The organism is Bacillus sp. AFS041924, from assembly GCF_002577195.1.
Classification (GTDB): domain Bacteria; phylum Bacillota; class Bacilli; order Bacillales; family Bacillaceae_G; genus Gottfriedia.
This window is the reverse complement of the sequence record NZ_NULG01000123.1, coordinates 1-20,666: the sequence shown is the minus strand read 5'-3', so window position 1 is coordinate 20,666 and position 20,666 is coordinate 1. Positions and strand designations below refer to the sequence as shown.

Annotated in this window: 21 protein-coding genes and 3 pseudogenes; 13 read left to right on the top strand and 11 right to left on the bottom strand. The window is 32.2% G+C overall.

What is annotated here, in order from left to right; translation table 11 throughout:
• Positions 1-14 precede the first annotated feature (14 nt).
• The 3 genes from COC46_RS19815 (at position 15) to COC46_RS19805 (ending at position 2,735) form a co-directional block, all read left to right on the top strand.
• Positions 15-989, top strand: a complete 975-nt coding sequence (locus COC46_RS19815; protein WP_098811626.1) for a DMT family transporter — start codon at positions 15-17, stop codon at positions 987-989.
• 45 nt (positions 990-1,034) lie between these two features.
• Positions 1,035-1,967 (top strand): DNA-3-methyladenine glycosylase family protein, encoded by a 933-nt coding sequence (locus COC46_RS19810; protein ID WP_098811625.1) that lies wholly within the window; start codon positions 1,035-1,037, stop codon positions 1,965-1,967.
• Between the two features lie 354 nt (positions 1,968-2,321).
• Positions 2,322-2,735: a hypothetical protein gene (locus COC46_RS19805; protein ID WP_098811624.1), complete on the top strand. Its 414-nt coding sequence runs from the start codon at positions 2,322-2,324 to the stop codon at positions 2,733-2,735.
• Positions 2,736-2,981: 246 nt separating this feature from the next.
• Here the strand turns inward: COC46_RS19805 and COC46_RS19800 are convergent, their stop codons facing one another.
• The 6 genes from COC46_RS19800 to COC46_RS19780 all read right to left on the bottom strand — a co-directional run bounded on the left by COC46_RS19800 (position 2,982) and on the right by COC46_RS19780 (position 8,360).
• On the bottom strand, positions 2,982-4,493 hold the full coding sequence (locus tag COC46_RS19800; protein WP_255294980.1) for a flavin monoamine oxidase family protein: 1,512 nt from the start codon (positions 4,491-4,493) through the stop codon (positions 2,982-2,984).
• A 153-nt stretch (positions 4,494-4,646) separates the two neighbouring features.
• A complete protein-coding gene (locus COC46_RS22005) occupies positions 4,647-4,793 on the bottom strand; it encodes a lmo0937 family membrane protein (RefSeq protein WP_369700071.1) in 147 nt (48 codons plus the stop codon).
• 109 nt (positions 4,794-4,902) lie between these two features.
• Positions 4,903-5,724: an ammonia-dependent NAD(+) synthetase gene (gene nadE, locus COC46_RS19795; RefSeq protein ID WP_098811623.1), complete on the bottom strand. Its 822-nt coding sequence runs from the start codon at positions 5,722-5,724 to the stop codon at positions 4,903-4,905.
• Entirely contained in the window at positions 5,721-6,350 is a 630-nt protein-coding gene (nadD, locus tag COC46_RS19790) for a nicotinate (nicotinamide) nucleotide adenylyltransferase (protein WP_098811622.1), read from the bottom strand. The genes nadE and nadD overlap by 4 nt, the downstream gene beginning before the upstream one ends.
• The gene (locus tag COC46_RS19785) at positions 6,343-7,812 is read right to left on the bottom strand and encodes a nicotinate phosphoribosyltransferase (protein ID WP_098811621.1); all 1,470 of its coding nucleotides are present in this window, start codon (positions 7,810-7,812) and stop codon (positions 6,343-6,345) included. Before COC46_RS19785 ends, nadD begins: the two co-directional genes overlap by 8 nt.
• Positions 7,809-8,360, bottom strand: coding sequence for a cysteine hydrolase family protein (locus tag COC46_RS19780; protein ID WP_098811620.1), 552 nt, complete (start codon positions 8,358-8,360; stop codon positions 7,809-7,811). The genes COC46_RS19785 and COC46_RS19780 overlap by 4 nt, the downstream gene beginning before the upstream one ends.
• 269 nt (positions 8,361-8,629) lie before the next feature.
• On the opposite strand from COC46_RS19780, the gene COC46_RS19775 reads away from it, so the two are divergent.
• Positions 8,630-9,082: a GNAT family N-acetyltransferase gene (locus COC46_RS19775; RefSeq protein WP_098811619.1), complete on the top strand. Its 453-nt coding sequence runs from the start codon at positions 8,630-8,632 to the stop codon at positions 9,080-9,082.
• 107 nt (positions 9,083-9,189) lie between these two features.
• Here COC46_RS19775 and COC46_RS19770 read toward each other — a convergent pair whose 3' ends face one another.
• The gene (locus COC46_RS19770) at positions 9,190-9,432 is read right to left on the bottom strand and encodes a hypothetical protein (RefSeq protein ID WP_098811618.1); all 243 of its coding nucleotides are present in this window, start codon (positions 9,430-9,432) and stop codon (positions 9,190-9,192) included.
• Between the two features lie 393 nt (positions 9,433-9,825).
• Here COC46_RS19770 and COC46_RS19765 point away from each other — a divergent pair.
• Positions 9,826-10,041: pseudogene (locus tag COC46_RS19765) on the top strand (RtcB family protein); the annotation flags it as partial.
• A gap of 284 nt (positions 10,042-10,325) precedes the next feature.
• Complete coding sequence (locus tag COC46_RS19760) at positions 10,326-11,285, top strand: RtcB family protein (RefSeq protein WP_098811616.1); 960 nt, start codon at positions 10,326-10,328, stop codon at positions 11,283-11,285.
• A gap of 214 nt (positions 11,286-11,499) precedes the next feature.
• On the opposite strand, the gene COC46_RS19755 is transcribed toward COC46_RS19760, so the two are convergent.
• Entirely contained in the window at positions 11,500-11,982 is a 483-nt protein-coding gene (locus COC46_RS19755) for a GNAT family N-acetyltransferase (protein ID WP_098811615.1), read from the bottom strand.
• Positions 11,983-12,164: 182 nt separating this feature from the next.
• On the opposite strand from COC46_RS19755, the gene COC46_RS19750 reads away from it, so the two are divergent.
• Together COC46_RS19750 and COC46_RS19745 are read left to right on the top strand one after the other, a co-directional pair.
• On the top strand, positions 12,165-12,683 hold the full coding sequence (locus COC46_RS19750; RefSeq protein WP_098811614.1) for a hypothetical protein: 519 nt from the start codon (positions 12,165-12,167) through the stop codon (positions 12,681-12,683).
• 69 nt (positions 12,684-12,752) lie between these two features.
• The gene (locus COC46_RS19745; protein WP_098811613.1) at positions 12,753-13,526 is read left to right on the top strand and encodes a 2-phosphosulfolactate phosphatase; all 774 of its coding nucleotides are present in this window, start codon (positions 12,753-12,755) and stop codon (positions 13,524-13,526) included.
• Positions 13,527-13,543: 17 nt separating this feature from the next.
• On the opposite strand, the gene COC46_RS19740 is transcribed toward COC46_RS19745, so the two are convergent.
• The gene (locus COC46_RS19740; RefSeq protein ID WP_098811612.1) at positions 13,544-14,803 is read right to left on the bottom strand and encodes a TolB family protein; all 1,260 of its coding nucleotides are present in this window, start codon (positions 14,801-14,803) and stop codon (positions 13,544-13,546) included.
• 137 nt (positions 14,804-14,940) lie between these two features.
• On the opposite strand from COC46_RS19740, the pseudogene COC46_RS19735 reads away from it, so the two are divergent.
• Positions 14,941-15,353 (top strand): annotated as a pseudogene (locus COC46_RS19735) (NUDIX hydrolase).
• A gap of 45 nt (positions 15,354-15,398) precedes the next feature.
• Here the strand turns inward: COC46_RS19735 and hpt are convergent.
• Positions 15,399-15,926: a hypoxanthine phosphoribosyltransferase gene (hpt, locus tag COC46_RS19730; protein ID WP_098811611.1), complete on the bottom strand. Its 528-nt coding sequence runs from the start codon at positions 15,924-15,926 to the stop codon at positions 15,399-15,401.
• Between the two features lie 174 nt (positions 15,927-16,100).
• Between hpt and COC46_RS19725 the strand changes: the two genes are divergently transcribed.
• Positions 16,101-17,639: an FAD-dependent oxidoreductase gene (locus tag COC46_RS19725; RefSeq protein WP_098811610.1), complete on the top strand. Its 1,539-nt coding sequence runs from the start codon at positions 16,101-16,103 to the stop codon at positions 17,637-17,639.
• 26 nt (positions 17,640-17,665) lie between these two features.
• Positions 17,666-18,433, top strand: a complete 768-nt coding sequence (locus tag COC46_RS19720) for an SDR family oxidoreductase (protein ID WP_098811609.1) — start codon at positions 17,666-17,668, stop codon at positions 18,431-18,433.
• A gap of 180 nt (positions 18,434-18,613) precedes the next feature.
• Here the strand turns inward: COC46_RS19720 and COC46_RS19715 are convergent, their stop codons facing one another.
• Positions 18,614-19,153 carry a GNAT family N-acetyltransferase gene (locus tag COC46_RS19715; protein ID WP_098811608.1) on the bottom strand — a complete coding sequence of 180 codons (540 nt, stop codon included), beginning with the start codon at positions 19,151-19,153 and terminating at the stop codon, positions 18,614-18,616.
• Positions 19,154-19,322: 169 nt separating this feature from the next.
• On the opposite strand from COC46_RS19715, the gene COC46_RS19710 reads away from it, so the two are divergent.
• Together COC46_RS19710 and COC46_RS19705 are read left to right on the top strand one after the other, a co-directional pair.
• A complete protein-coding gene (locus tag COC46_RS19710; protein ID WP_098811607.1) occupies positions 19,323-20,000 on the top strand; it encodes a glyoxalase in 678 nt (225 codons plus the stop codon).
• Positions 20,001-20,034: 34 nt separating this feature from the next.
• Positions 20,035-20,487 (top strand): annotated as a pseudogene (locus COC46_RS19705) (VOC family protein).
• Positions 20,488-20,666 lie beyond the last annotated feature (179 nt).

Below are 20,666 nucleotides of genomic sequence, written 5' to 3'. Positions count from 1 at the left end.
TAAGAGGTGGTTCTATGCGCCCGATATTATTAGGAATATTAGCAGCATTTTTCTTTTCAATCACATTTATTTTAAATCGCTCAATGGAAATATCAGGTGGTAGTTGGATTTGGAGCGCATCGCTTAGGTACTTTTTTATGGTACCTTTTTTATTGTTAATCGTACTCTCTAGAAGAAATTTCGATGATTTGTTGAAAGAAATGAAGGGGAAAATTAAAAGCTGGATTATTTGGTCAACAATTGGATTTGGATTGTTTTATGCACCAATATGTATCGCAGCCGTCTATTCTCCAGGATGGCTTATAGCTAGTTCTTGGCAAATAACCATTTTATCTGGATCACTATTAGCGCCATTTTTCTTCATTACAGTTCATACTTCAAATGGAACGCGGAAGGTACGAGGGAAAATCCCATTTAAAGGATTAGGGATGTCGCTATTAATCATTTTTGGTATTTTGTTAATGCAGGTTGAATTAGCTACAAAAATAGCTATTTCAACAGTTTTAATAGGCATTTTACCAGTTATCATTGCTTCTTTTGCATATCCTCTTGGTAATCGAAAAATGATGGAAATATGTGATGGAAAACTGGATGTATATCAACGTGTTTTAGGAATGACTTTGGCAAGTTTACCATTTTGGATCATTCTATCAATCTATGGTTTATATACTGTAGGGCTTCCAAATCAAAGCCAAATTTCACAATCATTAATTGTAGCGATCGCATCAGGTGTGATTGCAACGGTATTATTTTTTCATGCCACTGATTTAGTAAGAGGAAATATGCAAAAATTAGGAGCGGTAGAAGCAACACAATCAATGGAAGTATTATTCACAGTAATTGGTGAGATTTTCTTCTTATCTTCAGCACTTCCATCAATCATTTCTTGGACTGGTATGGTTATAATAATGGTTGGCATGATCTTACATAGCTATCTATCACAGAAGGAAAAGGTCGCTAATCAAGATAAAGAAACTGTTAATTTATGAACTATGTATTTTTAGATACTAAACTAAGAGGGAGAGGTGATTAATATGAATAAAGAATTCAAAGATTCGCTAGTAATAAATGAAAGTAAGAATTCGATATCCATTTTAACACCAAAAGACTTTAGCTTTAAAGAATGCTTAGTATTTTTAGCAAGATCGAAAAATGAAGTACTCCATCAAGTTAGAGGGGAGTATTTTTATAAGGTTATTAAAATAGAAAATGAATTAATTTTACTAAAAATAAGCGGTGATCCTAATCAAGTATTGATCGAGTTTACTGACCAAATTCAAAGTGACGAAGCAAAAGTAGCTGCAGCTGCATTTGTTTGGGATTTATTTGATCTAGATCGTGATCTAACTGATTTCTATCAATTAAGTAAAAATGATCAATTGCTACAGCAACTAATAAATCAGCATTTCGGACTTCGTGTAATAGGAATTCCGGATTTGTTTGAAGCATTTACATGGGCGATTATGGGCCAACAAATCAATCTTACATTTGCATTTTCTTTAAAAAGAAGCCTTGTAGAAAAGTATGGAGAGCGCTTGAAATGGAAGGATGAAACTTTTTGGCTATTTCCAACTCCAAATGTAATTGCCGAACTAAAAGTTTCAGATTTAACAAGTCTTAAATTCACTACACGAAAAGCGGAATACATCATTGGCATCGCAAAACTTATGGCTGAAGGATCCATTTCAAAAGAGAAATTGGACCGATTAGATTCATATGAGGAAAAACTAAATAAACTAGTAGAAATTCGAGGGGTTGGGAACTGGACTGCAGATTATGTGCTGATGAAATGTTTAAAGGAGAAAACTGCTTTTCCGATTGCTGATGTAGGCATACATAATGCTATAAAAAATCAACTAGCATTAGATAAAAAACCTTCAATTGATGAAATTAAGAAATTAGCTACAAAATGGAAAGGCTGGGAAGCTTACGTAACCTTTTATTTATGGAGATCTTTATATTCGTAAGTAAAGTCTCTTGAAATTGAAAAATCTCTTTATCATTCGATAAACAGTATTTTAAGAATTGTACTGATTTAAGAAAAGTTTATCCAAATGGATCGTGATCATGATCATGATAATTATGCATGTGAAAGGTAAAAAAACACCTACTTTTAGGTGTTTTTTATTACTATTTACAAGAGGAAAGTCTTACCTCTAGAATTTCCTAAATAATGCACTAAAAATTTTAAAAGAGAAGCAATTCTACAAAGGAATTTTGGTTTAATAATCGAATAGTATTAGTGCCTTGAAAATTATTTTTACAATTTTGTTTAACAGTGCCAAAATATAAATAAGAATAAAGTTGAAGAGGACGGGACTATGATTAAACTTTTTAAACGAATATTTAGTAAAGAAAAAACAAATCAAGTTACATTGCCATTAAAAGAAACTCGTTCCCTATCAAAAGTGGAAATCGAATATATTATTAGTGAGTTTACTGAAAAACAAAATAAGTTAGCAGAAGGTATGAAAAATAATTCAGTTAATACTGCTGATATTGAGTTCCATGAACTAATTACAAATAGAATAACGAATAATTTAAAGTACAGAATCCCATTTTTAGAAATTGAGTTAGTTTATTTAAACAATGTATTAAGAGGAAAGAAAGTAAAAACAATAAAATATAAATTATTTCACCAAGTCAGAGATACTGATACAACGGAACTAACTGATATGGTTATAAATCAAGGCTATTCATTTGTTCCTTCAGTTGGATATTTGAAAATAGGATAAAACTATGAAGAAAACCCACAAGGTCCTTGTGGGTTTTGTGTTTTTTTTATTTGAAATCTCATATGCGGGTTCAATTAATTGAGTTCAATCGATTATGCACAGAAAACTCTGGTTTACGTACGAAAAACTTTTGTTTATGAACGAAAATCAGCAGTTTACGCACAGAAAACTCTTGTTTATGCACCAAAGTCAGCGGTTTATGCACCAAAAACTCTACTTTATGAACAAAGTTCACAACTCACTACTTTATCCTTGTTCAGTCGTTTCGATATTCTTATTTGCTTCCGATTTAGGCAGATCGTTAACCTCATAGGCTACTCTTATTCCGGATTCGATTGCACCTTGAATCCAACCTGGAGCGGTAGAAGTGTGATCTCCAGCGAAGTGAATTCTTCCTTCTGGAGTTGATATATAAGGGGCAATTTCAGTTTGCTGATCTGGTTTGAAAATGGCAAAAGCACCACCTGAAAATGGATTTTCTGACCAACTAAATGTATTACCAGTAACATATTCATTATATATTTCTTTTCCATAGATTTTGGATAAATTTTCTAGCGCATTCTCTATTTGTTCTTTTTCAGTTAAGCTATCCCAAATTGATGCGTTGTCTTCCCATGTATAGCTTGCTAATATGACACCTGGACCTTCTGAGCCGACGGATTGACTTGGGAAATAGGAATAACGAACCGGTAAATCAGAAATCATTTTCCCTCCAATATTCCCTTCTTTCTCCCAAAATCTAGTTCTAAATTGTAATCCGATTTTAGTCGAGGGTACATAATGTAATTGTCGAATTGCTTTATATTTATTGTAAGAAAATAAATCGCGTGGAATTACCTCAACGAAATTTAGTAATGAAAATGGGATCGTAATGATGGCTAAGTCTCCAGTGACGGTATATTGTTGCGAGGTTTGTGTGTCTTCAGTATGAATTGTTACATATGAGTCGTGTTGTTCAATCTTTTTCATTTTCTGATTGTAATAAAGATTGTCTTGTAATTCAGGAAGGAAGGAATATGGTAAACGATCATTTCCACCTTTGATTTCATAAAACTTAAGCCCTGGAGTAAATAAAATCATTACTTCTCGAAGTAGGGCGGTGAATGAAAGTTCCGGAAAGCCTTCCATACCAAGCATAACCTTGATCATATCAATTGCACCAACTGATAATGTTCTTCCATATGGATTGTATTTCAAATAATATTCCATCGAGTAACGATCAAGTAATTTAATAACGATTTCCCAATTCTTTTTTGGATTCTTTTTTATAAAGTCAGTTACAGGCTGCATTGCGTATTGAGCCAAATATTCTGCGGTTTTACCTTTTTCAGATGGTGAAGTTGGGAAGTTTAGAATGTTGGGATTTTCTTCATATAGCTTTTGAAGTGTTCTTACGTTATTAACATAAATAATATCTTCTGGTGTGCTATTAATGAATTCTTCAAGAGTAAGGTTAAATTTCTTTATATATTCTAGTACAAGTAAATGAATTGAAGGTATTCTCATCGCACCATTTTCCATATACTGATTTGCGTAAAAAGATCGATTTGTATAAATTCGACCACCAATTCGGTTATTTCCTTCGAGAATCGTTACTGCATGCCCTGCTGCCTTTAAAAGAGAAGCAGCCACTAAGCCAGAAATACCTGCACCAACAATGATTATATGTTTAGGTTCCAATGTTTTTGGTAGTCCTGTACGAATGGTTTGAAGCATTTGTTCCATTGATATAGGGGGCTCCATACTTACAACTTTCATATTTTCGCTCCTCTATTAATTATGATATTCATAGAAGTTTATTCAAAAATAGAAGAATATAGAAGAGACTTTCGTATACTTAAGTGCGGTTTATATAAAAAACAAAACAAAAAGAGCTCGAAAAAATCGAGCTCTCTTTGCTATTTAATATGGCTACTTTTTGCGTCTAAATAAGTTAACGATAAAGACTATAATTGCAATAATTAATACAATATGAATTAATCCGCCTGCGATATGGAAAGTAAAATATCCTAATACCCATAAGATTAAAAGAATGAAAAATAAAATCCACATAATCATGAACATTCCTTTCTTAAAAACTGTATTATTACGTTGTCCAATTTTTTATTTTCATATCCAATTAATAAACTTTTACGAAAAAAAGCCACCAAAAATTGGCGACTTTATCTTAAAATTTATCAAAAACAGTGTAAGGCATTTGTCTCTTATGTCTAGATTTATTAAACCATGATTCGATTTTTGCTTGAGATTCACCATTAATTTCTTTACCTTCTAAATAGTCATCAATATCTTCGTATGTAACCCCAAGAGCGACTTCATCTGCTAATTGTGGACGATCTTCCTCAAGGTCAGCAGTCGGAACTTTTTCATATAGCTTAGCAGGACAATTTAATTCTTTTAATAGCATTTTTCCTTGACGTTTATTTAAACGGAAAATCGGACAAAGGTCAGATCCACCATCGCCATATTTAGTGTAAAAACCTGTAATTGCTTCAGCCGAATGATCAGTTCCTAATACAACGCAGCCATTCATTGCAGCTATACTATATTGAGCCTTCATTCTTTCACGAGCTTTTTCATTTCCTTTTGCAAAATCAGTCAGTTCAATGCCAATATCTTTTAATGTTTTAACACTAGCATCTACTGCAGCTTTAATATTTACAGTGAAGGTTTTCGTTGGTTGGATAAACTTTAATGCTTCTTGGCAGTCCTCTTCGTCCATTTGTACACCATAAGGTAGACGAATTGCAATAAATACATAATTTTTTTCAGATTGCTCACTATTTAATTCATCAATTGCGATTTGTGCAAGTTTACCAGTTAAGGTTGAGTCTTGACCACCTGAGATGCCTAAAACAAAACCATTTAAAAACGGATGTTTTTTTAGATAGTTTTTTAAGAAATCGACGCTAATTCTGATTTCTTCTTTAGGATCGATCACAGGCTTTACTTTCATTTCTTCAACTATTTCTTTTTGTAAATTGTTCAATCTTCATTCTCCTTTTGATACAGATTGTATTTTTTAATATACGCATAGCATTCCTCAGGTAATAAATATCTTGGCTCGCCGCCTTTAGCAAACTCTTCACGGATATAAGTTGAACTAATTTCCATGGCTAATCCTTTATCAATTAAATGAAACCTAGATCCATTATCATTATTTCTTAATAGAGGAGAACGAGAGATGGTTTTTAACATATCAATTCCATCACGTGCCATGACAATGAATTTATTTTCAGAAACTAATTGATCCCCATATTTCCATTTTCCTTCTGCAATATCTTCTAGTAGGTCAGCCCCCATTATGAAATAAACTTCGTCTTCACTATACTTTGCTTTAAAATGATTCATTGTATAGTAAGTAAAAACTTCCCAAGCCTCTTTGTTCATTTCATAATCGTCTGCAATAAATTTTGTGTTATTTTGAATTGCTAGATTTAACATATTCCAGCGATGTTCATCAGTATTATGTAATTGTTTATCTCTTCTTTTTGAAGAGCAAGGTAAAAATATTACTTTGTCCAATTGACAACGATGAGCAATCGTACTCGCAGTCCATAAGTGAACATTTGTGATCGGATCAAACGAACTGCCGTAAATCCCAATTTTAGCCATTTTTCATTTCCTCTGTTTTCTTTCTAGCTTCAGCTATTTTTTCCATCTTGTTATCCCAACATTTTTGACTTAAGTCTACTGGATACTCTTCTGGGTTTAATGCACGCTTATATTCTTCCCATAGTACACTTAAATTGTTTTCAGCAAACGCTTGAATGTCATTAATCGCAGGCATTTTATATACTAATTCGCCTTTTGTAAAAATTTGATGATGAAGCTCTCTAGCTTCAAAATTAGTAACAAACTTACTGATGTAAGGATGAACTGGATGGAATAACTTTATTTTTTCCTCTGATGCTGGATCTTCATCTTCAAGGGCAATATAATCAGCCTCTGCGTGATGGTTAACCGTATTAATAATTCGGTACAATTTCTTTAGCCCAGGTGTTGTTACTTTTTCGGGATTTTGAGAAATTTTTATTGTATCAATCATCTTACCGTTTTCATCTTCAATACTTACTAATTTATAAACTGCTCCAAGAGCCGGTTGATCATATGCAGTAATAAGCTTTGTTCCGATACCCCAAGAATCGATTTTTGCTCCTTGTGATTTTAAATTTAAAATTGTATATTCATCTAAATCATTCGAAGCAACAATTTTCGTATTTACGAAGCCAGCTTCATCGAGCATTTTTCTAGCTTCTTTTGATAAATAAGCTAAATCACCACTATCTAACCGGATTGCTGCAAAGTTAATTTTATCACCTAGCTCTTTAGCAACCTTAATCGCATTAGGGACTCCACTTTTAAGAGTATCGTACGTATCTACTAAAAATGTACAGTTGTAATGACGATCTGCATATTTTTTGAAAGCTATGTATTCATCTCGATAAGCTTGCACGAGCGCATGAGCATGGGTACCTGAAACAGGAATATTAAATAACTTACCAGCACGAACATTACTAGTCGCATGAAATCCACCAATAAAAGCAGCTCTTGCTCCCCAAATTGCTGCATCAAATTCTTGAGCACGTCTAGTACCAAACTCCATAAGGGTATCATTACCGACGATATGTTTAATACGTGACGCCTTTGTAGCAATTAAAGTCTGGTAATTAACGATGTTTAATAAGGCAGTTTCAATTAATTGAGCCTCTAATAAAGGGGCCTCAATTCTTAAAATTGGTTCATTTCCAAATACTAATTCACCTTCTTGAATTGCTCTAATGGAACCTGTGAATTTTACACCAGACAAATATTGAATAAATTCATCTTTATATCCAAGTTCTTCTTTTAAATATTCAAGATCTGTACTGCTAAATTTAAAGTTTTGAAGATAACTAATTATTTTTTCTAAACCTGCAAATATCGCATATCCATTCCCGAATGGGAGTTTTCGAAAGTAAAGTTCAAAAACAGCATTTTTATTGTGAATATTGTCTCCCCAATATGTTTCTGCCATATTAATTTGATAAAGGTCTGTATGAAGTGCAAGGCTATCATCGTGAAAGTTGTAATTCATCTTATTTCCGCCCCTAAAGTATTTTTAAAATGACTTAATGCCCATTCATGACCAGCTGCATTAAAGCTTGCAACAGCCTGCTCGTGAACGACTATTTTATACCCCTTATTATAAGCATCGACTGCTGTATGTAATACACAAATATCAGTACAAACCCCAATTAAATGAACTTCATTAATTCCTCTTTCATTTAGCTTCATCTCAAGGTCAGTTCCTGCAAATGCGGAATAACGAGTCTTATCAATCCATTGAATAGTTGTTTTACCTTTTGATGAATTGTATAAATCCATTAAGCCACCATATAAATCTCTTCCTTTTGTATGTCTAATATTATGAGGTGGAAATAATGTTGTTTCGGGATGAAACGGATCATTCTCGTCGTGGACATCTACAGCAAATACAACATAATCTTGATCTTCAATGAAAGTTTTTGTTAATTGAAGAATACTTTTTTCAATTTCCTGTGCTGGTTTACCACATGTTAATGAACCAGCATCTGCTACAAAGTCATTTGTATAATCGATAATAATAAGTGCCTTTTTAACCATCTATTAATCACCCCTAGAATTAATGTATGTTAATTTTTTCACAAAATAGGATAAATAAAATTAATTTTTCATCTTCAATATTATTATAAGTTAATACATATGAAAACCTAAATTTTGGAAAATAAATAGAACATTTAATCATATTATTTACTTTACGATAAAAATTACCATTAATGTAGGTTTTGAATCCTTCTATGCGATAAGAGGAATTTAGTTGAAATGTACCGAACTTACTAATAGATTCATTCATAGTTAGAAGAGGTGAAAATATGGAAGTAGTGCGTGCAAATTCAAAACATATTTTAGAAATAGCAAATTTATTTGATCAGTACAGGGTATTTTATAAACAGGAAAGTAATTTAAATGGAGCAGTTGATTTTATAACGGAAAGAATTAATAACAAAGATTCCGTTATTTTTATTGTGAAAGAAGCAGGGGAATCGATAGGTTTTACACAATTATATCCTTCATTCTCCTCGGTTTCAATGAAGAAGTTATGGATTTTAAATGATCTTTATGTAAGTGAAGCTGCAAGGAAAAAGGGAGTAGCTCAAATGTTATTAGACGCAGCTAAGGAATTTGGAATTGAAACGAAAGCAAAGGCACTTGATTTACAAACTGCAATTGATAATAAATCTGCGCAAGCGTTGTATGAAAAAAATGGCTATCAAGTTGATAGGGAATTTCTTTCTTATTCGTTAAATTTAGAAAAGATTTTTTGATCAAAATCTGAAGATCTAACAAAAAAGTAGGTCAACAAAACCTACTTTTTTAAAACGTTGTAATTTGTCATGATAATTTTTAGAATCTCTATTTTTAATGTCTAAATTTAATTTAGATATTCATTAATGATTTGATTATGTAAAGCAAGTGGAATTGCAAATTGTTGAGTCCCCTTGTTGACATCATAAATAGTATATTCTAATAAATTGTCTTTTTTTATTATTTCAATTTTTCGATTAGGTGATGCTGTACTAATGCTTACCACTTTTTGACCTAAATTGTCTTCTTTAACTTTAATGTCCATTCCACTATCAAAATAACTGGTAAGAGTTCTATATTTCTTAAACAATATCTCACTACCTCTCATATTAGTATTATTCCGGAAATATGAATAATAGATATGTGCATTTCCATATGTCAATTGTATACCAATATAAAAAATAGTTGTATCGGGAAATTTTTTTGTTTATTTTTACCTTTTACGGTTCTTTTAACTAAAATCGTCTTGAAATTACTGCGGTGATACCAGCAAAATAAAGATGCATATTGGGGAAATTTTCATTTTATCGTGTTGCAATTGACAATTAATCGTTTGAACAATCTTGGGAAGCTAATACTATCAAACTTAATTAATTAGGGAGGTGCTACGTTTAAAACTGTTAACAGTTTTACTTAATGTAGAGGGAAAGTCTAATATAAAAGGAATAAAACAATATTTTTTAAAAATGTAAAGGAGAACATAATGCTTACAGTTAACGGTTCATTTAATGAAGCTAAAATATTTACAGATAATGTTGATCAAGGTGCTATTGGGCAAATTATCGAGCTATGTAATCAAGAGTTCGTGAAAAATTCGAAAATCAGAATTATGCCTGATACACATGCTGGAAAAGGATGTACGATTGGGACTACAATGACGATTCAGGATAAAATTGTTCCAAATCTTGTTGGGGTTAACTAAAACGGCTCCAACGTTAAAAAACTCGCTCAATTGCTGGAAACCCTAACGGAAAATATAGTCGAGGGCAATCAGCAGCCAGAGGCTATGGTGACATAGTCAAATGGTTCAGAGACTTGCATATTGTTAGCAGACGATTGTGCAGAATTATTCCAGAATGTAATGTAAGATGGAATAATTAACACGGCGGGCCTACATTAGGAGCTGCATACTCCGATGATTGTAGTGAAGGTATAGTCCACTCTCTAAGAAATTAGAGGTTAAAGTACGATATAGGTTGCGGGATGGAAACAATAAGAATTTCTCAAAAAGAGATTGATTTTCAAAAGCTAGACCAGGTCATTCGTAAACATGTTCCATCTGGTTTTTCAATTCGTAATAATAAGCATGCTTTCGTGAAAAAAATTGATTTTTCTAAGCTTCATTGTTTTAAAGAGTTAAATGAAAATAGAACAAAGCTAAGCTTAGGGTCACTTGGTGGGGGAAATCATTTTATTGAATGTAATGTAGATGAGGACGGGAATATTTATTTTGTCATACACTCCGGAAGCCGAAATTTAGGTAAGGTTGTTGCGGAATTTTATCAGAAAAAAGCGTATGAGCTATTAAAAAGTCAGTCAGAAAATCGTTCAAAGATCATTCAGCAATTAAGGAATGAAGGACGTGAAAAAGAGATTGAAGCTGCATTAAAAGATATTAAGTCGGAATATATTCCCAAGGATTTAGCCTATTTAGAAGGGGTTTGGTTTGATCGCTATATGCATGATATGGCCATTGCCCAAGAATATGCTTTATGGAACCGTAAGGCAATGATGGATGAAATCGTGAAGAATATGGATTTAACCGTTGTGGAACAATTTACGACTGTTCATAATTATATTGATATTGAACATATGATTCTTCGTAAAGGGGCAATTTCTGCTCAAAAAGGTGAGAAAGTATTAATCCCAATTAATATGAGAGATGGAAGTTTGATCGCAATCGGAAAAGGTAACCCTGATTGGAATTATTCGGCTCCTCATGGTGCAGGTCGTATTCTTAGTCGTTCAAAAGCCAAAGCCACACTTTCACTTGATGAGTTTAAAGAAACGATGAAGGATGTTTGGAGTACATCAGTTTTAGAAAGTACGCTTGATGAAAGTCCAATGGCTTATAAGGAAATGAAAGAAATCATTGAAAATACAAAGGAAGCAATAGAAGTAATTAAAGTCATTAAACCACTTTATAATTTCAAAGCAAATTAATTTAATAGAATACTATAGCCACCTACATAAGGTGGCTAATAGTGTTGAAATGGAAGGCTGAGACCCCGCAGGCGCGCCGATGAGGCTCAGGTCTCGCCCCATGGAAAGCGAGCAAACTGTAGTGGAAATCAACATCATGCATCTGCTTTTAAATTGAATAATAACATTAATCAATTTAAATGTTCTATTTTCAATAACCTGAGCCTCCACCAATTTAGTTTTTTTCAATAATTTCGAACGTATTAAACTCTTGGATTGTCTTTTTATTCACATCTATTTTTTCAGTAAAATTACCTTTAGTATAATAGTGAATCACATTTCTCCAAAAAGCTTTTGCGGGTTCATTCGTTTCAATTTGTGAGATATACCATTTTCCCGGGAACAGATCGAATAGTTCAATGGCTGCCTTTTTTCCAAACCCTTTCCCTTTATATTTTTCAATAATAAAAAACTCTTCTATACAATTCTCTGACGAGGCCTCAATTAATGCAAATCCTATTAATTCGTCATTATGTTTCACAAAAAAGGCGTGATGATTTAAGTTAGCCCAGTAATTTTCTAAATTAAACTTATGATAAGAACCGTTTTGTCCAAGTTTAAGATTAGGAAGATATTTAGTAAATTCATAAATATAAAATTGCATCAAATTATGTAGTATAGATTCCTCTTCTTTTTTTACTTTAACGATGTTAATCAAAAGATCCCCTCCAATTATTAGCCTAATTATTAAATAATTGTTTAAATAAAGTGAAAACCCTTTATTTATTGAGTTAATTATAAAAGGAAATAGTTTACAAATGTTGAATAAATAGTAAGCAGTTAAAAAGGAAGAGTATGCTCGTTTTCTGAATAAATAAAGGGTGTAGGGAAGGGGGGATTATGAAGAAATACATAACATTATCACTTATTGGTGTAGTATTGGTGAGCATCATTACTTATATATCCATAAACTTTAATACGAAAGAAAATGCAGTTAATTTCGCTATACATAAAGATTTACCAACATTAAAAAAAGAGGACTATAAATTAGTGAAAGTCCCAAATAGTCCATACATACTTTGTATTACTGATATACCGCATAGTATTTATGTATATAAAACAACATCAATTTTAAATATGAATTTTGCTTCGATTTCGGGTGCAGAGCAATTGTATGCAGGAGAAGGGATAGGAATGCATTTTTTTAATGAGAAACTAATCTATGGATTTGATAAGGACCGACCTAAAGGGAAAGAAATCTATATAGATGGTAAAAAAATGAGAACAGTATATCTGAGCAAGTATTTTATAAAAAGTAAATATAAAATAAATTATAAAAATTTAGCGTTTTATTATCCGAGTAAGCCAATGAAGACAACTGAAAACAGTTTAGGATTTACGGAGGTTACATATCGTTAAATTCCAAATAGTGATGTTATACGCTTAATGAGTATTGCATCTTTTTCTTTGAAAAAAAAGACAAGGGGGATGCAGAGTTTGTTCGATCAATCTAATTATGAATGCAAAGTAGAGTGGGGAAAAAGGGGTGCTAGAGATGCAGCCAAACGTGGTGATATTACAATAATTGTTGATGTTCTTAGTTTTTCATCAACTGTTGTAACAGCAGTAAATCAAAATGCCATCATCTACCCTTACCCACCAAATCTAGATGGAAAAGCTTATGCTAAAAGTATTGGAGCGGACTATATTTTAGGAAGAAATGAAGCGGCAGTTTTAGGGAAAGCAACACTTTCGCCAGTATCATTTAATGAAAGTCATACTAATAATAAATTTGTTTTATGTTCTCTAAATGGAGCCTTTTGTACATGGCTTGCTTCAAAAGTGCCTTCGTTAATAATCGGTTCGTTTCTTAATATGTCCTCTGTCGTTTCATATGCAAATCAGTTAAAAAGAAAATTTAATGCAAATATAACAGTGATTCCATGTGGAGAGGTTTGGAATGACTCTAGGGAAAATGAAGATTTAATGCGTCCTGCAATTGAAGATTATTTAGGGGCTGGTGCGATTTTAGCTGAGTTAGAAGGGACAAAATCCCCTGAAGCGGAAGTTTGTATTGGAGCGTTTGTTCATTCGAAACATAAAATTAAAGATTTAATATGGGAATGTGGAAGTGGAAGAGAACTTAGGGTCAAAGGGTTTGAAGAAGATGTCAGGCATTGTAGTCAAATGAACCGTTACAATGTGGTTCCAGTTTTAAAAAATGATTGTTTTGTTGATGCCCTTAAAAGAGAAAAAGGATGAAATTGATTCATCCTTTTTTAACGTTCGAATATAGAGTATGAACTTACATTCTTTAATAATACCTTAGGTTTACTGCCATCCAAATTTGAAATCCATACATTTCCAACTACATCTAATTCACCTTTTCTGATCCAAGTTATTTTATTGGAAGATTTAGAGTAAATTGGATTATAATCTCCCTTTCCTGTAGGTGGATTTGTTATTTTTAATTGTTTATGAGTCTTAAGATTAATAACATTTAGTGATGGTTTTGGACGTTTCGTTTCATCATTAGACCATTCACTTTCTTTTACTCTTGAAACAACAATCGATGAATCATCACACCAAGTAAATGCTAATTCTGCAAAATGTGGTGGCGTTAAGTTTGTAGATGTAAATGCTGGCATTTCAGTAATATTCATCTTCTTATTTTTATACCCGAAAACTAATCTTCCTCCGCCGGCAATATATCCTAATATATTTTTAGTTTGAGTCCATTTAGGGGTATCTAAATGTAAAATAATTTCATCCTGTACTTCAAAAATCTTTCCATCTGAAGAAATAATGCAGAGCATGTTACTATCCATAGACCATGAAGCCGTTGGGTTAACAATAAATGAGATCCATTTTTGGTCAGGTGAAAATTGGAAGGTTGTCGCGTTTATGGACGGAATTGAAGTATTGCCTTTTGTTAATGTTTTAGGGACGACAAAGAATTGTTTTACACTACTCGTTACGCTAGTAATATTTTTAAAATCCTTAGGCAAGGTGATTTTATATAAAACCGGATTTGTCCAACCGTCTGGATTAAGTGCTGCAGCTGATGATGCGATAAAGCCTTTGCCGTTAGGAATCCAATTATAGTCATCTACTCCTAATGCAATATTATAAAAATTATCGAAGTCAGAAACATTTAATACACCACTATCTTGAAAAGCGAAAATATTTTTAGTAGGTGACCATTTCGGATTCTCACCATCTGAGATGATTCTTTGTTCTTTTTTTGTTTTCATATTATAAATCCATATTTCCGAGCGGGTAGGGTATGAAGCAGTAGGTCCAGTAGGTATTTCTTTTTGGTACATTAAATAACTTCCATCAAATGACCACTCGGGTTTTTCCGAATAAACTCCTTTTGATTTCGTTATTTTTTCCTCTTTATTGTTTATTTTTATCCAAACGAATCCATCGCGAATGAACGCAATTTTTAATGGTTTATTAGTAGTTTCAGCGTAACTAAAGTTCGGAAGAATTAAACAAAAAATTGTTAAGAGTATGAGTAGTGCTTTACGATTCATAAATTCACCCCGTTTACTAATTTTGAATTATTTTTCCCAAGAAATTATAGAAATATCAAAAGGGAAAATAATGATTAAAACATTAAATGATTGAATAGTTATCTTATATAAAAAATGATAAAAAGAGAGGGGTTTACATGCAGAAATGGTTCGGAGCAGCTGGGATTTGTATTAATAGTAATGGACAAATTTTAATGGTTCTTCAAGGCAAGCCGGAAGAAAAAAAGCTTTGGACGGTTCCATCGGGAGGTTTAAAAAAAATGAATCGATGGATGAATGTTGTAAAAGAGAAGTTTTTGAGGAAACAGGCTATGAAGTAGAAATAATTAAGCAATTGTTTATTAAAGAGGGAATCTCGTATGGCGTTCAAGTAGAGGTTCACTTTTTTGAGGTAGAAATTATTAGGGGGCATGCCAAAATTCAGGACCCTGATCAGTTAATTTACGATATTGCTTGGAAATCGATAGAGGAAATTCAAAAATTGGAACTTAATTTTCCAGAGGATCGAAGTTTATTAATTGAGCTAATCAACCGAAAAATGAACAAATGACAAGCCGTTCAATTAATAATTTGAACGGCTTTCCTTTATAATAACTTAATATTCCTCTACTGTAGCGATATACGGTAAATTACGATATTGCTGTGCATAATCAATACCATAACCAACGATAAACTCATCTGGAATGACAAAGCCTACATAATCAACTGGTAGGTCAATCTTTCTTCTTTCAGGTTTATCTAATAAGGTACAAATCTTAATGGATTTTGGTTTATGCATTTGAAGATGGTCACGTAAAAAGTACAATGTTAAACCACTGTCAATGATATCCTCAACTACAACAACGTTTTTATTTGTGATATTCTCATCCAAATCTTTTAGTAGTCTAACTTTTCCAGTTGATTCAGTTTGGTTACTATAGCTGGAAACAGAAATAAAATCAACATTAATATTACTCTTCATTTCACGCACTAAATCAGCTGCAAATACAAATGAACCTTTTAAAACAACTACAAGGATAATGGGTTCATTATTAAAGTCAGTTTCAATTTGTTCAGCAAGTGCTTTTACTCTATTTTTGAGATCAGTTTCAGAAATTAAAGTGTCTTTAATTCTATAAGCCATTTAATATACCTTCTTTACTATTTATTAACTACTTTTTTTTACTTTGTTAGATGAGCATTCATCATTATGTCCATTTTAACAATATTTACTAATTTGTAGAATGGAAAAGTTAGATTAATGAACAAGCAGCTATTTGGTAATAATAACCACATATCAAATTTGGAGGTTTTTTAGATGAATGAAAAAATTGATTATAATGGCTTGCCGAAGCATTCAAAGCCATTATGGAGAAGTGGGTTAAATATACCTTCTTTTGAACCATATAATGATGATGAAGAGTTTGATGCTGTAATCGTCGGTGCTGGAATAACTGGAATTACGACCGCATATTTTTTAACGCAAGCGGGATTGAAAGTTGCCATACTTGAAGCAAACAAAATAATGAATGCCACAACCGGTCATACAACTGCAAAAATAACTGCTCAACATGATTTAATTTATGATGAGCTAATTCAACATTTTGGATTAGAAAAGACAAAAATATTTTATCAGTCTACTAAAAATGCGATGGATTTTATGAAGAAATATAGTAATGAGAATCAAATAGACTGCAATTTTGAGATTCAAGATGCAACAATTTATACAAATTCAGATAACTATGTTAGTAATCTGGAAAAAGAATTAAAAGCTTATGAACTATTAGGAATTGATTCGTTTGGGGCTGTGAAAACTTTATTACCTATTGATACAAAATATTCAATTACAATGAGAAATCAGGCTCAGTTTCATCCATTAAAGTATTTAATTCAATTATTAAAAGATTCAATAGAAAACGGATTAAAGGTATATGAAGAAACTGTTGTAATAAATGTAGAAACAGGAAATCGCCCAGTTGTTGTAACTCAAAGTGGAAGAAAAATAAAATGTAAGCATATTGTAAGTGCATCTCATTTTCCTTTTTATGATGGTAATCAACTGTTTTTTACGAAATTACATGCAGACCGCTCTTATGCATTAGCCGCTAAAGTAAAAACAGCCTACCCTGGAGGCATGTACATAAGTGCAGAAAATCCAAAGAGATCATTAAGATCAATTAAATATAATAACGAAGAATTAGTAATAATTGGTGGAGAAAGTCATAAAACAGGTGTGGAAACTCGTACGATGAGTTTTTATGAAAATTTAAAACTATTTGGTGAAGAAACTTTCGGAATTGATGAAATAAAATATAGATGGTCTACTCAAGATTTAATTACGTTAGATAAAATGCCTTATATCGGGCGATTATCAAAGAAAAACCAAAACATATATGTAGCAACAGGTTTTCGTAAATGGGGTATGACTAATGGAACTGTTTCCGCTCAGTTAATAAGTAACTTAATATTAGAAAAAGAAGCAGTTGATGAAGATGTGTTCACACCATCAAGATTTCAAGCAGACCCTAGCATCAAGCATTTCTTAATGCAAAATATAGATGTAGCGAAGCATTTAATTGAAGGGAAATTAGAACCTGTTTCTAGAAAAATAGAAGAGTTATATAATGATGAAGGCTCCGTAGTTACCCTAGATGGCAAAAGAGTTGGGGCTTATAAAGATGTAAATGGAAAAGTTCATTGTGTTGATACAACCTGCACTCATTTAGGTTGCGAGGTTGAGTGGAATAATGGTGAAAAATCATGGGATTGTCCATGCCATGGCTCAAGATTTTCAATCTATGGTGAAGTATTAGAAGGTCCAGCTGATCAGCCACTAAAACAAGTTTTTGTTCAATAACTGATAGAAATTAATGAGGAGAAACAATGCGAGAAAATAAAATAGCGATTATTACCGGTGCAAGTCGTTTAAATGGAATCGGAGCGTCAATTTGTCACTTATTAGCTGATAACGGGTTTGATATCTTCTTTACGTACTGGTCTATATATGATCAAGAAATGCCTTGGGGAATTAAGGAAAATGAACCACTTAAATTGAAAAATGATCTGTTAAAAAAAGGTGTACGAGTATCTAGTCTAGAGCTAGATTTAACAAAGGAAGATTCACCTACCGAACTTTTTGAGAAAGTGATTGAACATCTCGGATATCCGCTGGTGTTAATTAACAATGCCGCATATTCAACAAATAATGATTATTCCAATTTAACTTTTCAAGAATTAGATAAGCATTATGCAGTGAATATTCGGGCGACAACCATGTTAAGTACACTTTTTGCTCAAAAATTTAAGTTTAAAAGTGGTGGCAGAATTATTAATCTCACATCAGGCCAATTTAAAGGAGCAATGCCTGGAGAGCTTGCTTATGCTACTACAAAAGGAGCAATTGATGCATTAACAATAACATTATCAGCTGAAGTTGCGAAACTAGGAATAACAGTTAATGCCGTTAACCCTGGTCCAACTAATACTGGATGGATGACAGACGTTATTAAAACAGAGCTATTGCCTCTTTTTCCTTTTGGACGAATAGGTGAGCCTAGTGATGTCGCTAGGTTAATTAAATTTTTAGTAAGTGAAGATGCAGGATGGATAACAGGTCAGATTATCCATTCTGAAGGTGGATTTATAAGATAATAATTAGAGATGTCTCGAAGCAATAGAGACATCTTTTTTTCAGGTACTGAAAGGTTTTTTACCGAAAATAATATGTACTTTATACATAAAGCTGTGAACTTTGATCATTAAGCATTAGTTTTTGTTCATAAAGTATTAAGTATTGTTCATAAAAATTTTGGACTTGATATGAATTCTAAATCATTTATATTCCATAACAATACAATCTCTAAGCTCACCTTCATGTAACTCATGTTTCGGAAGTAATCGAATTTTTTTAAATCCACACTTTTCGTAACACTTAATCGCGCGTTCATTCCATGTTTGTGGATCTACTACTACTTTTTTAGCGTTTTGATTTGAAACTAAGTAATTCACCGTTGATGAGACGAGTAAACTTCCAATCCCACGATTCCAGAAATCAACTTCACCAATAAATTGATCCATTCCGTAAATAAGTTCACTTGAATCCTTGTAACCATACTCACTTTTTGAATCACCGTCTAATTTATAAAATTGTATATAACCAATTTCAATGTTTTCATACATGGCAATACACATTTGAATAGAAGGGTCTTTTGTAAAAAATATGTTTCTAACTTTTTCATCACTGAATGGATTATCTCGACCTTCATAATATTGAAGAACTTTTGGATCAGAAAGCCATTTTGAAAGTAAGGGAACATCACTTTCTAATAATTGACGAATAATCACCTTATTATTTTGGAAAATCACGTACATTCCTCCTTAAATTTGGAAATGAAATGGTTAATTTTATCATATCATCTTTAATAATATTCATTTAATCAATTCCTATTTGAAGAAATGAGTTTAAAGTCAGAATTTTTCGAATACAAAAAGATAAGTGCTAAAATAAGAATACTTAATTGAATAAGTAGGTGAGAAAGAAATGTTAATAAATAAAGTTGTTATTCAAACTTGCCTTTTAAATGAAACAAAAGATTTTTATATTAACAAATTGAAATTCAACTGCATAACCTCGAAAAATAATAGCTTTACAATTGAAGTAGGAGAAAGTTTATTAGAATTCGTAGAGGCCAAAGAAGGCACGAATCCCTTCTACCACTTTGCTTTTAATGTTCCATCAAATCAGTTCCAAAAAGCCAAGAAATGGGCACAATCTATCGTAAAACTAACAATGGAAGAGGGACATGATGAGATCTATTTTGAATTTTTAGATGCACATTCATTTTATTTTGAAGATCCATCCGGTAATATTGTGGAATTTATTTCAAGACACTCTATTTCACGTAAAAGTGTTATGCCATTCTCGGTTCAATCAATCTTAAATATTAGTGAAATAAATCTTACTACTCACGATGTATTTACAGTAGGTAAGCAATTAATCTCTAATGGCATTTTAGAAAGAAATAATAATGAATTGATAAATGGTTTAAACTTTATGGGGGGAAAGGGTTGTTTTATCCTTTTAGGACCACCAAATAGGAAATGGTTATTTTCAAATAAAAATGCTGAAATATTTCCTGTAGTCATTACCATTGATAATGGAAAGATTATCATTGTAAATGAGCGGGGAGAAATAAAGATTAATAGTATAAAGAAATAGAAAAATGAAATTCAGTAGACGAGAGGTGAAAAAGTTGATTAAAAGTATATATGAAACACACTTAGAAGTAAGGAATTTAGAAGAATCAATTATGTTTTACGAAAAACTAGGTATTAAGCTTGCACATAAAATAGAAGAAAGAAGAGTAGCCTTCTTTTTTATAGGCGAGGAAAAGCAAATGCTCGGACTTTGGGAGGTAGGGAAAGGTACGGAATTTCACAAGGGTCACTTCGCTTTTGGAGTAAATCTTAAAGAACTAGAGAATAGCAGAGAATGGCTACAAGAGTGAGGAATCCAACCGACTGAAAACTTTTTTTGGTTAAATCCGATTGAACCAGTTGTACATACTTGGATACCAGCAGTAAGTGTCTATTTCCGTGATCCCGATGGAAATAGCTTAGAATTTATAACTCTTCTTGAAGGAGAACCTATTAAAACGAATGAAGATCTATATTTAAGTAAATGGAACGAAAAATATTTAAAATGACAAATTGAAAAAATATTTTAAAAAAAGTAGATAGGATTAAGTCGAATAGGTCTAACAGAGTATGATTTCTTTAAATTAACTAAGTGTATTTAGATATGATGGAGATAACTTATAAAAATAAGTGAATAAGTTAAAGAAAAAATAAAAAACCACATTTAGTGATATTATCCCCTTTAGGT